Origin of the sequence: Hydrogenophaga sp. T2 (genome assembly GCF_049843535.1) — a bacterium.
GTDB lineage: Bacteria > Pseudomonadota > Gammaproteobacteria > Burkholderiales > Burkholderiaceae_C > Hydrogenophaga > Hydrogenophaga crocea.
This window is the reverse complement of the sequence record NZ_JBBHZJ010000007.1, coordinates 1-18,068: the sequence shown is the minus strand read 5'-3', so window position 1 is coordinate 18,068 and position 18,068 is coordinate 1. Positions and strand designations below refer to the sequence as shown.

General features: G+C 73.5%; 4 protein-coding genes. All 4 read left to right on the top strand.

Annotated elements, in window-relative coordinates; genetic code table 11:
* Positions 1 to 83: 83 nt before the first annotated feature.
* A complete protein-coding gene (locus WDZ95_RS16450; RefSeq protein WP_425779976.1) occupies positions 84 to 12,770 on the top strand; it encodes an amino acid adenylation domain-containing protein in 12,687 nt (4,228 codons plus the stop codon).
* Between the two features lie 14 nt (positions 12,771 to 12,784).
* A complete protein-coding gene (locus WDZ95_RS16445; RefSeq protein ID WP_425779974.1) occupies positions 12,785 to 13,591 on the top strand; it encodes an alpha/beta fold hydrolase in 807 nt (268 codons plus the stop codon).
* Positions 13,592 to 13,595: 4 nt separating this feature from the next.
* The gene (locus WDZ95_RS16440; protein ID WP_425779972.1) at positions 13,596 to 14,441 is read left to right on the top strand and encodes a hypothetical protein; all 846 of its coding nucleotides are present in this window, start codon (positions 13,596 to 13,598) and stop codon (positions 14,439 to 14,441) included.
* Positions 14,438 to 18,068, top strand: a 3,631-nt coding sequence (locus WDZ95_RS16435) for an AMP-binding protein (RefSeq protein ID WP_425779970.1), incomplete at its 3' end; no start/stop codon positions are given. The genes WDZ95_RS16440 and WDZ95_RS16435, both read left to right, overlap by 4 nt.

The window sequence follows — 18,068 nt, the reverse complement described above, 5'->3', positions numbered from 1 at the left end:
GTGCGCAGGGTAGTTACAGTTGGTTTCGGGTAGTGCTATTTTGTATTAGATTTCCCGGTTTCGGCGAAGAGGGGCGGTGATTCATGAGTGAGAAGACGCGCGGGGCCGCGCAGGCTGGAGAGCCGCCTTTGCTGGGCGACTGGCTGGTGCGTGGCGCCTCGGCCTGGCCCGAGCGCGCCGCGCTCGAAGCGGCCGGCGGCGACAGCTTCGGCTACCAGGCCCTGCTCGCCCGCGTCGAACAGGAGGCCGCCCACTGGCGCCAGGCCGGCATTGCCCCGGGCCAGCGCATCGCGATCGCCGCCACGCGCTCGCCCGACTCCGTCATCGCGATCCTCACCGCCGCCCACCTGCGCGTGGGCTATGTGCCACTCGACCTCGCCTACCCGCCCGAACGCCTCAAGGCCATGCTCGAAGACGCGGCCCCGCGCGCCGTGGTGGGCGAAGCGCCCGCGCTGCAGCGCCTGGCTGAGCTCGTGGGCCCGGTGCCCACGCTGGAAAAGCCCGCGCCCGACACCGCCGACCTGCACGCGGCCCGACCCGACCTGGCCTACGTGCTGTTCACCTCGGGCTCCACCGGGCGCCCCAAGGGGGTGGCCATGGGCGAGCGGCCGCTGCGCCACCTGATCCACTGGCACGCCCGGCACCCGCGCCTGGGCGAGCCCGCGCGCACACTGCAGTTCGCGCCGCTGTCGTTCGACGTGCACTTCCAGGAGATCTTCTCCACCCTGGCCTGCGGCGGCACCCTGGTGCTGGTGCCCGAAGCCGAGCGCCGCGACCCGGCCTTGCTGCACCGTGCGCTGATCGAACGCCGCGTCGAACGCCTGTTCGTGCCCTATGTGGCGCTGCAGATGATCGCCGACGCCTCGCGCGAGGCCGTGCCTGTCGACCTCAAAGAGGTGGTGAGCGCGGGCGAGCAGCTCACGGTCACGCCCGCGATCCGGGCCCTGTTCCAGCGCCTGCCTGGCGCCGAGCTGCACAACCACTACGGCCCCACCGAGAGCCACGTGGTCACGGCGCACGAGCTCACGGGCGATGCCGCCCACTGGCCCGAGATCCCGCCGATCGGCGTGCCGCTGCCCCATGTGCAGGTGGCCCTGCACGAGGCCCAGCCGCTGGAGGACGGCACCACCCAGGGCGAGCTGCTGCTGGGCGGGGACACGCTGGCCAACGGCTACCTGGGCCGCGCCGAACTCAGCGCCGAGCGCTTCCGCCGCGACGCCGACGGCCGCGCCGGCACCTGGTACGTCACGGGCGACCTGGTGCGCCAGGACGCGGCCGGCGTCATCACCTACCTCGGCCGCGCCGACCAGCAGGTCAAGGTCGATGGTTTCCGCATCGAGCCCGGCGAGGTCGAGGTGGCGCTGATGGCCCACGAGGCCGTGAAAGAGGCGGTGGTCACCGCGCCCGACCTGCCCGGCGTGGGCAAACAACTCGTGGCCCACGTGGTGCTGCACGCGCCCGCGGGCGCCGACGCGCTGGCCGCGCTGATCGGCCAATGGCGGCAGTTCCTGCGCGCGCGCATGCCCGAATACATGGTGCCGGTGCGCTACGTCGCGCTCGAGCGCCTGCCCGTGACCCCCAGCGGCAAGATCGACCGCCGCAACCTGCCGCTGCCCGTGGTCGAGGCCGCGCCGGCGGCCGCCGCCACCGAACCGCGTGCGCTGGTGCGCCAGCTCTGGCAGGAACTGCTGGGCCTGCCCGCACTCGCCGACGACCAGAACCTGTTCGACCTCGGCGCCAAATCGCTGCTGGTGATGCGCTTCGTGGCGCGCCTGCGCGAGGCCGGTGTGAACCGCGTGGGCGTGGCCGACGTGTACGACCGCCCGACCGTGGCGGGCATCGCTGCCGCGCTCGAAGGCCAGCGCGCCGCGCGCGGCCCGCGCCGCAGCGCGCCGGTGGGCGCCACCCAGGGCATCGCCATCGTGGGCATGGCCGTGCGCGTGCCTGGGGCGAACGGGCTCGACGCCTTCTGGCAGGCCCTGCTCGAGGGCCGCGAAGGCATCCGCCATTTCCGGCCCGAGGAGCTCGACCCCGCCGTGCCGGCCGAGCTGCGCGCGCGGCCCAATTTCGTGCCCGCGCACGGCATGCTCGACGAGGCCGACCGCTTCGACGCCGCCCACTTCGGCATTTCCGCGCGCGAAGCCACCATGCTCGATCCGCAGCAGCGCCTGATGCTCGAACTGAGCATTGACGCGCTCGAACACGCGGGCATCGACCACACGCGCGGCCACGACCGCATCGGCGTGTACGCGGGCACCGGCAACAACGCCTACGCGCCCGCGCTGCGCCAGGAACAGCCCCAACTCGTGCAGCAGTACGGCGAGTTCGCCACCATGCTGGCGAGCGAGAAAGACTACGTCGCCACCCGCATAGCCAACCGCCTCAACCTGCGCGGTCCGGCGATCAGCATCCACACCGCGTGCTCCACCAGCCTGGTGGCGCTCACCCAGGCCTGGCACGCGCTGGCCAGCGGGCAATGCGACGTGGCGCTGGCCGGCGGGGCCAACGTGCACGTGCCCCAGGCCACGGGCTACCTGCATGTCGAAGGCGGCATGGAATCGGCCGACGGCCACTGCCGACCCTTCGACGCCCAGGCCAGTGGCACGGTGTTCGGCAGCGGTGGCGGCATGGTGGTGCTGCGCCGGCTCGAAGACGCGATCGCCTCGGGCGACACGGTGTACGCCGTGGTGCGCGGCGTGGGCATCAACAACGACGGCGGCGACAAAGCCAGCTTCACCGCGCCCAGCGTCAGCGGCCAGGCCGAGGCGGTGCGCATGGCGTTGGACCACGCGGGCATCGACCCACGCTCCATCGGCTATGTCGAGGCCCACGGCACCGGCACCTCGCTGGGTGACCCGATCGAGATCGCCGCGCTCACCCAGGCCTGGCGCGACGGCACGGCCGACAACGGCTTCTGCGGCATCGGCTCGGTCAAGGGCAACGTCGGCCACCTCGCCGCGGGCGCGGGCGTGGTGGGCCTGATCAAGGCCACGCTGGCGCTGCACCAGGGCACCATCCCGGCCACGCTGCATTTCCGCGCGCCCAACCCGCAGATCGATTTCGCGCACACGCCCTTTCACGTGATCGCGGCCAACACGCCCTGGCCGCGCACGCCCGCCGCGCCGCGCCGCGCGGCCGTCAGTTCGCTCGGCGTGGGCGGCACCAACGCGCACGCGGTGCTCGAAGAAGCGCCCGCGGCCCGACCGCTGCCCGCCGACGACGGCCAGCGCTGGCTGCTGCCGCTGTCGGCGCGCACGCCCGATGAACTGCTGGCGCGCGCGCGCGACCTGGCCGACCACCTCGAACGCCACCCCGAACTGCCCCTGGCCGGTGTGGCCGCCACGCTCATGCGCGGTCGCCGTGCCATGGGCCAGCGCGCCTGTGCCGTGGCCACGAGCACCGCCGAGGCGGTGCAGGCGCTGCGCCAGATCAAGAGCGCGAGCGCGGCCAGCGCCGCGCCGCGCGTGGTCTTCGTGTTCCCGGGCCAGGGCTCGCAGCACCCCGGCATGGCGCGCGGCCTGTTCGACGAATCGCCCGCTTTCCGCGACGCCTTGCAGAACTGCCTGCGGCGCGTGCAGGCCCGCCTCGGCACCGACCTGCTGCCCTGGCTGCTGCACGACGACCCCAAGGACGAGGCCGTGGGCCGACAACTGGCCGAAACGCGCCACGCCCAGCCCGCGCTGTTTGCCATGTCGTACGCGCTCGGCGCCTGGCTGGAAAGCCTGGGCATCCGCGCGCAGGCGCTGATCGGCCACAGCATCGGCGAGTACGCGGCCGCCTGCCATGCGGGCGTGATGTCGCTCGAAGACGCCGTGGCCGCCGTGGTCGCGCGCGGCCAGGCCATGTTCGACCAGCCGCCCGGCGCCATGCTCGCGGTGCGCCTCGCGGCCGACGCGCTTGCGCCGCGCCTGCCGCCCGAGGTGGAGATCGCAGGCTGCAACGCGCCCGCGCTCACCGTGGTGGCCGGCCCCTTCGCCGCCATCGAGGCCCTGGCCGTCACGCTCGAAGCCCAGGACGTGGGCTGCACGCGGCTCAAGGTCTCGCACGCCTTCCACAGCGCCGCGATGGACGGCGCGCTGCCCCGCGTGCAACAGGCGCTGGCGCAGGCCCGGCTGGCCGCGCCGCGCGTGCCGGTTTACTCATGCGTGAGCGGCGAGCCGCTCACCGAAGCCCAGGCCACCGACCCCGCCTACTGGGCCCACCAGGTGCGCGCACCGGTGCTGTTCAGCAAGGCCGTGAGCGCCGAGCTCGCGCACGCCGACGTGGTGTTCGTCGAGGTCGGCCCCGGCCAGGCGCTGTCGGCCCTGGTGCGCCAGCACCGCACCGCGAAGAACACCGTGCCGCGCAACCTGGCCCTGCTGGGCCCGGCGCAGGAACCCGGCCAGCCCGCGGTGGTGGCCCTGTCGGCCATCGGCGCGCTCTGGAGTGCCGGGGTCGAGCTGGCCTGGCCGGTCGCCGCGACGGCGCCGCGCGTGGCCCTGCCCGGCTACCCCTTCGCGCGCACCCGCCACTGGTTCGAGCGCCGCACCCCCGCGGCCCCCTCGCCCGTCACCGACGCCCAGCCCGCGCTGGCGTCCCCTTCTTTTCCCGAGCAGCTTCCCATGCCCATGAGCCGCATCCCCACCATCGAAGCCGAACTCAAGCGGGTCTTCAGCGACGTCTCCGGCCTGCCCGCCGCCGAACTGGCCAGCGACGCCACCTTCGTCGACCAGGGCCTGGACTCGCTGTCGCTCACCCAGGCCACGCTGGAGATCGAACGCGTGTTCGGCCTGAAGCTGCGCTTCCGCCGCCTGCTCGAAGACCTGGACACCGTCGCCAAGCTCGCGGCCCTGCTGGACCAGCAACTGCCGCCCGGGCGCTTTGCTCCGGCCCCCGCGCCCGCGCCGGTCGTGGCCCCGGTGGCGCAGGCCGCGCAGGTCGCGCCCGCGGTGGCGCAGATGGCCGTGCCGGCCATGGCGCCGATCCACCCGACGGCCGCCTTCGTGCCCATGGCCCCCCTGGCCCCCGTGGCCGGCGGCGCCGCCGTGCACCAGCTGATCCAGCAGCAGATGCAGCTCATGTCGCAGCAGCTCGCGCTGCTGTCGGGCGTGCCCGCCGCGGCCGTGGCGCCGGTGGTGCTCCAGGCGGCGCCGGTGGAGGCGCCGTCCGCCGCTGCCCCCGCTGCACCCGCAGCGGCACCGGTGGCCAGCGCGGCGCCCGCGCCCGCCGCCCAGCCCGCCGACAGCGGCGAGCCCACGCTCAAGTCGCTGGTTGAAAAACCCTTCGGCGCTTCGCCGCGCCTCACCCTGCAGGCTGGCCAGGACTTCACGCCCGCGCAGCAGCGCTGGATCACCGACTTCATCGCCCGCTACAACGCGCGCACCGGCAAGTCCAAGACCTTCAGCCAGGACAACCGCAAGGTGATGGCCGACCCGCGCGTGGTGACCGGCTTCAACCCGCTCTGGAAAGACCTGGTCTACCCCATCGTGGTCGACCGTTCCAAGGGCGCCCAGCTCTGGGACCTCGACGGCAACGAATACATCGACCTGCTCTCGTGCTTCGGCGCCAACATGCTCGGCTACCAGCCCGACGACGTGCTGGCCGCCATGCACCAGCAGCTCGACCTCGGCCTTGAGGTGGGCCCGCAGCACCCGCTGTCGGCCGACGTGGCGCGCCTGATCTCGCGCTTCACCGGCATGGAGCGCGTGGGCTTCTGCAACACCGGCTCCGAGGCCGTGATGGGCGCCATGCGCATCGCGCGCACGGTCACCGGCCGCAAGAAGATCGCCATCTTCACCAACTCGTACCACGGCATCTTCGACGAGGTCATCGTGCGCGGCACCCGCCAGCTGCGCTCGCTCTCGGCCGCGCCCGGCATCCTCGCCAACGCGGTGGAGAACATCCTGGTGCTCGACTGGAACAGCGAAGAGTCGCTCAAGGTGCTGCGCGAGCAGGGGCCGCAGCTCGCGGCCATCATGACCGAGCCGATCCAGAACAAGTACCCCAACATCCGCCCGCGCGAGTTCGTGCAGGCGCTGCGCCAGATCGCCGACCAGTCGGGCTGCGCGCTGATCTTCGACGAGGTCGTCACGGGCTTTCGCGTGGGCCGCGGCGGCGCGCAGGAGTTCTACGGCGTGCGCGCCGACATCGCCACCTACGGCAAGGTCATCGGCGGCGGCCTGCCCTTCGCGGCCATCGCGGGCAATGCGAACTGGCTCGACGCGCTCGACGGCGGCCACTGGCAGTACGGCGACGACTCCTACCCCGAGGCCGGCGTCACCTACTTCGCCGGCACCTTCGTGCGCCACCCGCTCGCGCTCGCGGCCGCACACGCCTCGCTGCTGCACATCGACCGCCAGGGCCAGGCCTTCTACGACACCATCAACGCGCGCACCCAGCGCATGGTCGACCGGCTCAACGCCGGCTTCGCGCAGCGCGGCGCGCCCTGCAACGCGGTGAACTGCGCGTCCATCTGGCGCCTGCACTGGGACGACGGGCAGAAGAACGTCAGCCTCTTCTACTACCTGATCCGCCACCTCGGCCTGCACGTGTACGAGCAGTTCGGCCACTTCGTGACCGAGGCCATGACCGACGAGATCACGACCCGCATCGCCGACACCATGCTGCAGGCGCTCGACGAGCTCATGGCCCTGGGCTTCATCACGCGCCGCGACGGCGGCTCGCCCGGCGGCGGCCAGCCCGTGCCGCCGCTGCCCGGCAGCGCGCCCGCCCCGGCGGGCACGCCCGCGCCCGTGGCCGGTCCGGCCCCGGTGGAGGCCGCGCTCTCGCCCGGCCAGACCGAGCGCTGGCTGGTCGGCGCCTTCGACGACGCCGCTCGCCGCGCGCTCAACGAGTCCTTCTGCGTGAGCCTGCGCGGCAACGTGAGCAAACCCGCGCTGCGCCAGGCCCTGCAGGACGTGGCCCAGCGCCATGCCGCCTTCCACCTGAGCTTCGACACCAGCGAGCCGCGCCAGCACGCGCACGAGCCGCGCCCGGTGGAGATCACCGAGGTCGACCTGCGCCACGAGGCCGACGCCGATGCCGCGCTCGACGCCTTCTGCACGCGCGCGAGCCAGCGCGACTTCCCCTTCGACCAGGCCCCGCTCGCGGCCTTCAGCCTGCTCGACCTGGCCGACGGCCGCGTGGTGGTGCACGTGGTCGCCAGCCACCTGATCTTCGACGGCTGGGCCTCGAGCGTGTTCAACGCCGAGCTCGCCGAGGCCTACCAGGCGCGCTGCCGCGGCCAGGCGCCGCAGTTCAAGCCCGCCGAATCGCCGCTGGCCTTTGCCGAGGCCGAGCAGGCGCGCATGGACAGCCCGCAGGGCCGGGAAGCCCTGGCCTTCTGGCGCGAGGCCCTCAAACAGCCGCCGGCCCCGGTGAACCTGGGCGACCGCAACCCCGAAGGCCGCCGCCAGTTCAGCGCCGACACCGTGCGCGTGCGCCTGGCCGGCGAGCGTTACGAGCGCCTGCGCAGCCAGTCCAAGGCGCGCGGCGCCACGCTGTTCCAGTGGCTGCTCACGGCCGTCACGCGCCTCATCCACGAGCGCAGCGGCCAGCCCGAGTTCGTGGTGAGCATTCCCTACGCAAGCCAGTCGCTGCAGCGCCATGGCCCCCTCATGGCCGACGGCGTGCTCGACCTGCCGCTGCGCCTGTCGTGCGGCCCGCAGGACAGCGACGAAGCCCTGCTCGCGCGCGTGCGCTCGCACCTGATGGACGCGCTCGAGTACCCGGTGATGACCCAGGGCACGCTCGCGCGCGCGCTGGGCCTGCCCAGCCGCGGCGACCGCCCGCCGCTCACCGGCATCTACTTCAACCTCAACCCCAAGGTCGACCTCTCGGCCTACCTGCCGCTGCAGGCCGCCCTGCACGAAGGCCGCAAGCAGGGCATCCTGGCCGAGCTGTTCTTCAACTTCTATGAGCAGGACGACGCCCTCACGCTCGACCTGCACCACAGCGCCGAGTTCTTCAGCCCCGCGTGCGCCCAGGCGCTGGTCGATGGCCTGGTGGCGCAGATCGACCGCCTCAACGGCGTGAGCGCCGCCGTGAAAGCCCCGGCCGTGCCGGCCAGCGCTGCGCCCGCGGCGCGCAGCGTTGCCCAGCCCGGCCCCGCCGCCAGCGCCGACCCGCGCCTGATCGCCTGGAACCAGGCCACCGACGTGCCCTTCGACGTGGCCACGCGCGTGGAGGCCTCGGTGAGCCGCCAGGCCCAGGCCTCGCCCGATGCCACCGCGCTGGTGGCCCAAGGCGTGTCGCTGAGCTACGGGGCGCTCGAACGCCGCGCCAACCAGTTCGCGCAACTGCTCGCGCAGCGCGGCGTCGGCCCCGGTGGCCTGGTGGGCGTGTGCCTGGCGCGCGGCCCCGAGCTCGTGCCCGCGCTGCTGGGCATCCTCAAGACCGGTGCGGCCTACGTGCCGCTCGACCCCAACTTTCCCAAGGACCGCCTGAGCTACATGGCCGAGGACGCCGGCCTGCGCCTGGTGATCACCGAGGCCGCAAACGCCGCGCTCAGCGGCCTGCCGCGCGAGCAGCAGCTGCGCGTGGACGACGACCGCGCCGCCATCGACGCCGCGAGCGACCAGGCCCTGCCCGCGCCGCACAACCCCGCGGGCGACGCGCCCATGTACGTCATCTACACCTCGGGCTCCACCGGCAAGCCCAAGGGCGTGGTGGTGCCGCAGCGCGCGGTGAGCAACTTCCTCGCGAGCATGGGCCGCGAGCCCGGCCTGAAAGCCAGCGACCGGCTCATGGCCGTCACCACGCTGTCGTTCGACATCGCGGTGCTCGAGATCTTCCTGCCCCTGGTCACGGGCGCCACCACGGTGCTCGCGCAGCGCGACGAGATCATGGACGCCGAGGTGCTCGGCCGCCTGCTCGGCGAGCAGCGCATCAACGTGATGCAGGCCACGCCCACCACCTGGCACATGCTGCTCGACGCCGGCTGGCAGGCGCCCGCGGGCTTTCGCGCGCTCTGCGGCGGTGAACCGCTGCCGCCCTCGCTCGCGGCCAAGCTCCTGGCCCAGGGCATCGAGCTCTGGAACATGTACGGCCCCACCGAAACCACGGTCTGGTCCACGCTCAGCCGCATCACCGACGCCGCGCAGAAGATCAGCATCGGCCACCCGATCGCCAACACCCAGGTCTGGGTGCTCGACGAACAAGGCAAGTCCTGCGCCATCGGCCAGGAAGGTGAGCTGTGCATCGGCGGCACCGGCGTGGCCAACGGCTACTTCAAGCGCGAAGAACTCACCGCCGAGCGCTTCGTGGCCGACCCCTTCAGCCGCGTGCCCGGCGCGCGCCTGTACCGCACCGGCGACCTCGCGCGCTGGCTGGACAACGGCACGCTCGAACACCTGGGCCGGCTCGACTTCCAGGTGAAGATCCGCGGCTACCGCATCGAACTCGGCGAGATCGAGGCCCGCCTGGCCGCGCTGCCCGGCATCGCGCGCACCGTGGTGATGGCGCGCGAAGACACGCCCGGCGACGTGCGCCTGATCGCCTACGCCGTGCCCGCGCCCGGCACGACATCCGCCACCACGCCCGAACCCGCCGCGCTGCGCGACGCCCTGCGGATCGGCCTGCCCGACTACATGGTGCCCCAGCAGGTGGTGCTGCTCGAGACCCTGCCGCTGCTGCCCAACGGCAAGATCGACCGCAAGGCCCTGCCCGCGCCCGTGGCCACCGCACCGGCCTCCAGCGGCCCGCTCAAGCCGCCGTCCACCGACACCGAGCGCACCGTGCTCGAGGCCATGCAGGCCGTGCTCAAGCTGCCCGCCGTCGGCGTCGACGAAGACTTCTTCGCGCTCGGCGGCCATTCGCTGCTCGCGGCCAAGCTCATGGGCCAGCTCAACAAGGGCCTGGGCCTGCAGCTCAACCTGCGCGTGCTGTTCGAGTCGCCCACGGTGGAAAAACTCGCGCGCGCGATCGACAACGAGCGCGGCGGCAAGACGCCCAAGCGCGCCCCGCTGGTGCACGAGCCCGAGCGCCGCCAGGCGCCGCTCACGCAGATGCAGGAGCGCATCCGCTTCATCGAAGAGATGCAGCCCGGCCGCGTGGTCTACCACGTGCCCTCGGTGCACCGGCTGCGCGGCCCCATGCAGCCCGAGCTGTTCGACCGCGCCTTCCAGGCCATGGTGCAGCGCCAGGCCTCGCTGCGCACGGTGATCGTGCGCGACGGCGACACCTGGGTGCAGCGCACGCTCGACCACGTGCCCTGCTCGCTGCTGCCCGTGGAAGACCTGAGCGAGCTGCCCGCCGATCAGCGCAACGACGCCGCGATGGAGCTGGTCGGCCGCTGGCTGCACCAGCCCTTCGTGCTCGACCAGGCGCCGCTGTTCCGTGCGCGCCTGATCCGCCTGGACACGCAGGAGCACCTGTTCTTCTTCATGACGCACCACGTGGTCTGGGACGGCTGGTCGTTCGACCTGCTCTACGAGAACATGAGTGCGCTCTACACCGCCATGCTCGATGGCAGCGAGCCCGCGCTCGCGCCCATGCCGCTGCAATACACCGACTTCGCGGCCTGGCACAACACCTGGATGCAGAGCGAGGAGATCGCGGGCCAGCTCGACCACTGGCAGCGCCAGTTCGTGCAACGCCCGGTGCAGACCCCGCAGGCCGACCTGCCGCGCCTGCCCGGCGCGCAGCGCGTGGGCGCCACCGAGTTCATGCGCATCGAATCGGCCGACGCCGAACGCGTGCGCGACATCGCCAAGCAGACCGGCTCCACGCTGAGCATCGTGGCGCTGTCGGTCTACGCCGTGCTGGCCTCGCAGCTGTTCGACGAGCCGCAGCCCACCATCGGCGTGCCGGTGCGGGGCCGCCCGCACCCCGACCTCGAGCCCATCATGGGCTTCTTCAACAACATGCTGCCGGTGCGCCTGGCGGTGCGTCCCGAGCTGACCTGGATCGAGTGGATCAAGCACGTGCGCGCCACCATGGTCGAGGCCTTCGCCAACCAGGACGTGCCCTTCGAGCGCATCGCCGCCGCGCTGGAAAACCTGCAGCCCGGCCAGCACGGTCGCCTCTACCAGGCGCTGTTCACCTTCCAGGACGCGCGCGCCCGGCCCAAGAACTGGGGCCCGCTCACGCACGAGCGCACGCGTTTCCGCCACCGCGGCGCGACCGAAGACCTGAACTTCTGGCTGGTCGAGATTCCCGCCGGCATCGAGGGCGGCATCCAGTACGACACCGGCCTGTTCCTGCCCGAGACCGCGGCCTGGCTGCGCGAGCGCTTCCTGGCCACCTTCCTGGGCCTGGCGAAACAGCCGAACCAGCGCATCGCCGACGCCTTGCAGGCCACCGAGGCCGACCGCGCCCGCGTGCTCGCGCTCGACGCCGCCCCCGTGCAGGGGCCGGACCTGCTCAAGCTGCTCGAGCGCCACAGCGGCGCGGCCGTGCTGCGCCAAGGCGAGCGCAGCCTGAGCGCGGGCGAACTGCTGCAGCGCGTGCAGGCCGCGCGCCCCGCACCCGACGCCACCGACCCGATCGACCAGCTGGTGCAGGCGCTCGCCGGCCCCGACCGGGCGCGCGCGTCCGACACGGTCGAAGCGCTGGCCGCGCAGGTGCAGCTGCTGCCCGGCGACCGCCTGCTCGCCATTGGTGCGCGCCCCGGCCTCGCGCTGGCGCTGCTCGGCCTGGCCGCGCGCCAGGGCGCCGAACTCGTGCTGTTGCCGGCCGACGCCGCGCAGCGCCCCGACACGCTGGAGGCGCTGCGCGCCGACAGCACCGGCCTGGTGGCCGCCGACGCGGCCGCCTGGTCGGCCCTGCTCGCGGCCAATGCCGGCCGGGCGCTCTCGGGCATCGCCGTCATCGACGTGCGCGAGAACAGCCAGGAGCTCATGCAGGCGCTGAGCGCCACGCAGGCCAGCGTGCTGCAGATGGCCACCGACACCGCCACCGGCCTGCCGCTGGCCGCGGGCTGGGCGTCCGGCGTGGCGCAGCACGCGGTGTTCGGCCGCCCGCTGCTGGCCGGCACCGTGGTGGTGGGCGAAGCGGCCGACCGGCCCGCCGGCCTCGCCGTGGCCGCACCGCTGTGGCTGCGCGGCAGCGATGGCGCGTGGCGCGCCAGCGGCATGCGCGCGCGCTGGCGCGCCGATGGCGTGCTGCAGTACCTGGGCGAAGACGGCCCGCACGCCGTGCTGGCCGGCGAGCGGCTGGCGCTCGACGCCCTGGAGAAAGACCTTGCGCAGCTGCCGCTGGTGGCGCGCGTGGCCAGCGCGCTGCACACCACGGCCACGGGCGAACGCCGCCTGCAGATCGGCATCGAACTCGACGCCAGCGTGCCCGACGGCGGTGTCGACGCCCTGATGGAGCGCGCCGGCCAGCGCCTGAACGCCGCGCTGCCGGCGGCCGCGCGCGCGCGCACCGACCTGCTGTGCCTCGAGCGCCTCGCGAGCACCCCCGACGGCCGCCTGCTGGCCACCGCCTCGCGCCCGCGCCGCCGCGCCGCGAGTCAGGCCGCCGAGCACTTCCAGGGCAGCGCCACCGAGCGTGAAGTTTTCGCGGTCTGGAGCGAGCTGCTGGGCACCACGGCCATCCGCCGCAACGACAATTTCTTCGACCTCGGCGGCACCTCGCTGAGCGCCATGCAGGCGGTGCAACGGCTCGAAAAGCGCATCGGCAAACAGGTGAGCCCGCGCCGGCTGGTGTCCGAATCGCTGGCCCAGCTCGCCGCCGCCTACGACGGCCTGCAGGCCGAAGCGCCCGCGCCCGCCGCCGCCAACCCGGCCCCGGCCGGCACCGCCCCGGGCGGGCTGCTGGGCCGGCTGCGCCGGCTCGTGCAGCGCGCCTGAGCCCTCCTGCGCCCATGAGCATCTCGATCCAGCATTTCGGCACGCCCGAGCGCCCCATGGTGGGCGTGCACCTGGCGCCCGACAACGGCGCGTCCCCGCGCGCGCGCTTCCTGCTGTGCCGCCCCATCGGCCAGGAAGCGGTGCGCAGCGCCGCCGTGTTCCGCGTGGCCGCCGAACGCCTCTCGCGCGAGGGCGTGGAGACGCTGCGCTTCGACTACCACGGCACCGGCGATTCGCCCGGTGACGAGCAGGCCCAGTCGCTCGACGACTGGGTGCGCGACACCTTGACCGCGCACCAGCAGCTCGCCGGCGACGGCAGCGTGCCCGTGCACTGGTTCGGCATGGGCCTGGGCGCGGTGATCGCGCTGCGCGCCGCGCTGCTGGCCCCCACGCCGCCGCGCCACCTGGTGCTGTGGGAGCCGGTGCTCGACGGCGCGGCCTACCTCGAAGCGCTGCTGGCCGGCCACCGCCAGGAACTCGCGATGATGTTCGCCCAGCCCTGGGCGCAGCTGCGCGCCAGCGGCAAGGTGCAGGAGCCCCAGGTGCCCGGCGACGTGCTCGGCTTCGCGCTCGGCGAACGCCTGGTGGCGGGCCTGCGCGAACTGGGTGCGCTCAAGCTCGCGCCGGCGCTGCGGCGCGGGCTGCGCATCACCTGCGCGCTCAAGCCCGGCCAGGCCAACCCCTTCGAAGCGCACGCCGGCCTGCCCGCGCTGCGCCTGCACACGGTCGAACACCCCACCGACTGGATGTCGAGTCAGGCCATGGGCACCGCCATCGCCCCGCCCGACATCCCGCGCGTGATGCTCGCCACTCTGAACTGATCCCATGCAGGAACACACCCGAATCGTGGGCGCGGAGGGCCATCTCGTGGCCACCTTCACGCCCGCCAACCGGCTGCCCGGCGCGTCCACGCCCCTGGTGGTCATCCTGAGCAACTCCGGCGTGATCCCGCGCAGCGGGCCGCACCGCATCAACGTGCTGCTGGCGCGCGTGCTCGCCGACATGGGCATACCCTCGGTGCGCTTCGACATGAGCGGCCTGGGCGACAGCCAGCGCAGCAGCAGCACGCGCACCGTCACGCAGCAATGGGTGGCCGATACGCGCGACGTGATGGACGCGGCCCAGGCGCAGTTCGGCTGCGGCCGCTTCATGATGGTCGGCCTGTGCTCGGGCGCCATCATCGGCCACCTGGTGGCGCTCGAAGACGCGCGCATGCGCGCCGTGCTGCTGTGGGACATGTACGCCTACCAGACGCTGCAGTCGCGCCTGCGCACCCTGGCCTTCAAGATCGGCCGCGCCGGCCTGGCCGGCTCGGCGCAGAAGGCCGCGGTCATGCTGCTGCGCCGGCTGCGCCTCGTGGCGCCCGACAACACCCCGCCCAAGCCCAAGGGCGAGATGTCGACCTCGCCGCCCAAAGAAGAATTCATGGCCCGTGTGGAACGCCTCACCTCGCAGGGCGTCGAACTGCTCTTCGCCTACTGCGGCGGCCAGCCCGAGTGGTTCAACCACCGCGGTCAATTCGCCGCCATGTTCCGTGGCCAGCCCTGGCTGCCCCGCGTCTCATTCGAAATGCTCGAGAACACCGACCACCTCATCACCAGCGGGCCCGCCAAACAGGCGTTCATCGACATGACGACGGCGTGGATCCGTCAGAAGCTGGTGCGCGCATGATGGCTCCGCCTGCGGCTGCTGCCCCCACCGAAGCCAGCGCCTGCCCGACCCTCTCACGCCTGTTCCTGGCGCGCTGCGCGGACCCGCGGCAACCGGCCTTCACGTTCGTGCGCGGCGCGCTCGATCAGACCGAGTCGCTCGACCGCGGCCAGCTGCAGCAGCGCGTCACCGCCCTGGCCAGCCGCCTGCTCGCGTGCAGCACCGCCGGCGACCGCGTGCTGATCGCCCTGCCCCCGGGTCTCGATTTCGTCTGCGCCTTCTGGGCCTGTCTGCTCACCGGCCGCGTGGCCGTGCCCGTGCCCGCGCCCGACGCCGCCCGCCTCAAGAACAGCGCGCCGCACCTGCAGGCGGTGGCGCGCGACGCCCAGGCCGCGGTGCTGCTCTGCACCGAGGGCATCCGCGACATCCTGGCGTCCTCGCCCGAGTCCTTCGCGCTGGACACCGCCCATTGCGTCCTCGTCGATGCCGAGCCCGACGGTGCGGCGCCCGACACCGCCGCGGTGCTGGCTGCGGCCGATGCGGTGAAGCCGCAATCGCTGGCCTACCTCCAATACACCTCGGGCTCGACCTCGGCCCCGCGCGGCGTGATGCTCACGCACCAGCAGGTGCTGGCGCAGTGCCGCCACGCCACCGCGGCCCACGGCATCGGGGCCGACAGCCGCATCCTGTGCTGGCTGCCGCACTACCACGACTACGGTCTGGTGCTCGGCCTGCTGTGGCCGTTCCACGCCGGCGCGCCGGCCTGGCTGATGTCGCCCCTGGCCTTCCTGCGGCGGCCCCTGCGTTGGCTCGAGGCGGTCGAGCGCTGGCGCATCACGCACAGCGGCGCACCCAACTTCGCCTACGTCGCCTGCCTCAAGGCCTTGGACGACGCACCGGGCTGGCAGGCCGCGCTGGACAGCCTGCTCAACTGCAGTTGCGGCGCCGAGCCCATCCACGCCGACACCCTGCGCCGCTTCAGCGAGCGCCTGGCGGTGCACGGCCTGCGCGCCGACGCGGTCAAGCCCGCCTACGGCATGGCCGAAGCCGTGCTCTGCGTGAGCACCACGCCCGCGGGCCGCGGCCTGGAAGCCGACCGCCTCGACCCCGATGCGCTGGCCGCCCACGCCGTGCGTGCGGCCGCGCCCGGTGCGGACCGCGTGGCGCCCATCGTGGCCTGCGGCGAGCCCATCGGCGGCCTGGAGCTGGCCATCGTGGAACCCGCCAATGGCGTGCGCCTGGGCGAGTCGCAGATCGGCGAGATCTGGGTGCGCGGCGACTGCGTGGGTGCGGGCTACTGGCAGCAGCCCGAGCGCACGCGCGAAACCTTCGAAGCCACCCTGCCCGATGGCAGCGGCCCCTGGCTGCGCACCGGCGACCTCGGCTATCTGCGCGCGGGCTCGGTCTTCGTCACCGGCCGCCTCAAGGACCTGATCATCGTGCGCGGGCGCAACGTCTACCCGCAAGACATCGAATGGACCGCGCAGGCGGTGGACCCCAGCCTGCGCGCCGGGCACGGTGCGGCGTTCGCGCTCGCCGGCCCCGAAGGCGAAGCCGTGGTGCTGGTGCAGGAGCTCGACAAGCGCGAGCGCGACGCCGACCTGCCCGCCCTGATGGCCGCGATGCGCCGCGCCGTGGCGCATGAACACGAACTGCCGCTGCACACCCTGGTGCTGGTGCGCTCGGGCTCCCTGCCCCGCACCTCCAGCGGCAAGATCCGCCGCCACCGCTGCGCCGAGCTGTTCCAGGCCGGCGAACTGCAGGTGGTGCTGCAACAGCGCTTCGGTGCCGACGGCGCCACGCCGGGCGAGAGCGATCTGGGTGACCTGGTGGCGCGCTTGCGCTCGGCCACGGGCGAAACGGAACAACAGGCGGCCATGGCCGCCCTGCTGCTCGCGGCCTGCGCCGACGCCCTGGGCCGCGAAACCCAGGCGCTGTCGCTGGCCCATTCGGCCGTCGAAAACGGCCTCGACTCGCTCAGCGCGGTGCGCGTGCTCGCGCGCCTCGACGAAGCCCTGGACCTCGCGATCGCACCCGGCGCCTTGCTGGCCCAGCCCGACCTGGAAAGCGGCGCGCACGCGCTGTGGCGGGCCTGGCGCTCGCGCGCGCCCGCGGCCGCCAGCCCGCACCGCGACGCCCCGCTCACCCCCGATCGTGTGCCCCTGGCCGAGCTCGACGCCACGCACCTCGAACGCCTGGCCGCCCGCGTGCCCGGCGGCCCGGCCAACGTGCAGGACGTCTACCGCCTCGCGCCCCTGCAGGAAGGCCTGCTGGTGCTCGCGCAGCTGCAGCCGCGGGGCGACGCCTACGTGGCGCGCCAGATCGGCGCGTTTGCCGACCGCGCCGCGCTCGACGCCGCGCTGCAGGGCCTGCAGCGCCTGGTGCAACGCCACGGCGCGTGGCGCACCCTGTTCGCCTGGGACGGGCTGCCGCACCCGGTGCAGGTGGTGCTGCGCGAGGCCAGCCTGCCGGTGCACGAGCACGCCGCCGCCCCGGGCGACGACGCGCTCGCGCGCCTCGAAGCGCTGAGCGACCCGCTCACCCACACGCTCGACCTCGCGCAAGCGCCGCTGGTGCGCTGCGACGTGCTGCACGACGCCGCCCACGGCCGCTGGCTGCTGGCGTTGCGCATGCACCACCTGGTGTTCGATCAGGTCTCGTTCGACCTGGTGCGCGAAGAGCTCGACGCCATCGTGGCCGGCCGCGAAGCCGAGCTGCCGCCGGCGCCCGACTACCGCGATTTCGTGCAGGCGACGCGCGCCGGGCTGGCCGCCGACCACGACGCTTTCTTCCGCCAGCAGTTCGCGGGCCTCGACGCCGGCACCCGGGCCTTCGGCCTGGACCGCGCCGAGCCCGGCGAGGTGCGCAGCCACCGCCTGCGCCTGCCGCACGCCCAGGCCGCGCGCCTGCGCCGCGCCGCGCGCCAGCATGGCTGCACCAGCGCCACGCTCACGCACACCGCCTGGGCCCTGCTGTTGGCGCGCGCCGCGCAGCGCAGCGATCCGGTCTTCGGCACCGTGCTCTCGGGCCGCCTCACCCCCGCGGCGCGCCTGGGCCGCACGGTCGGCCTGTTCGTCAACACCCTGCCGCTGCGCCTGCCGCTCGCGGGGCTGAGCGCCGCGCGCGCGCTGCGCCAGACCCAGAGCGCCCTGCGCGAACTCGTGCGCCACGAACAGGCCCCGCTCACGCTGGCGCAACAGGCCGCCGGCCTGCCGCACGGCGAGCCCCTGTTCAACACCAGCTTCAACCACCGGCACCAGCCCCTGGCCGCGCCCGCGGGCCTGGGGCGCCCGGTGTCGCGCTGGGAACGCACGCACTACCCGATCGCGGTCGCCATCGACGACCTCGGCGACGGCTTCGAGATCGGGGCCCAGTGCGCCGCCGGCATCGCCCCCGAGGCCCTGGCCGCGCAACTGCAGCAGGCCCTGCAGGGCCTGGCCGACGCGCTGCTCGACGCGCCCGATACGCCCGCGTTGGCCATCGAGGTGCTGCCGCCCGCACAGCGCCACCAACAACTCGTGGACTGGAACGCCAGCGCGCACGACGCCTTCGATGCGCGGCCCGTGCACCGCCTCGTCGAGGCCCAGGCCGCGGCCACGCCCGAGGCCACCGCCGCGGTCTTCGGCGATCAAAGCCTGAGCTACGCCC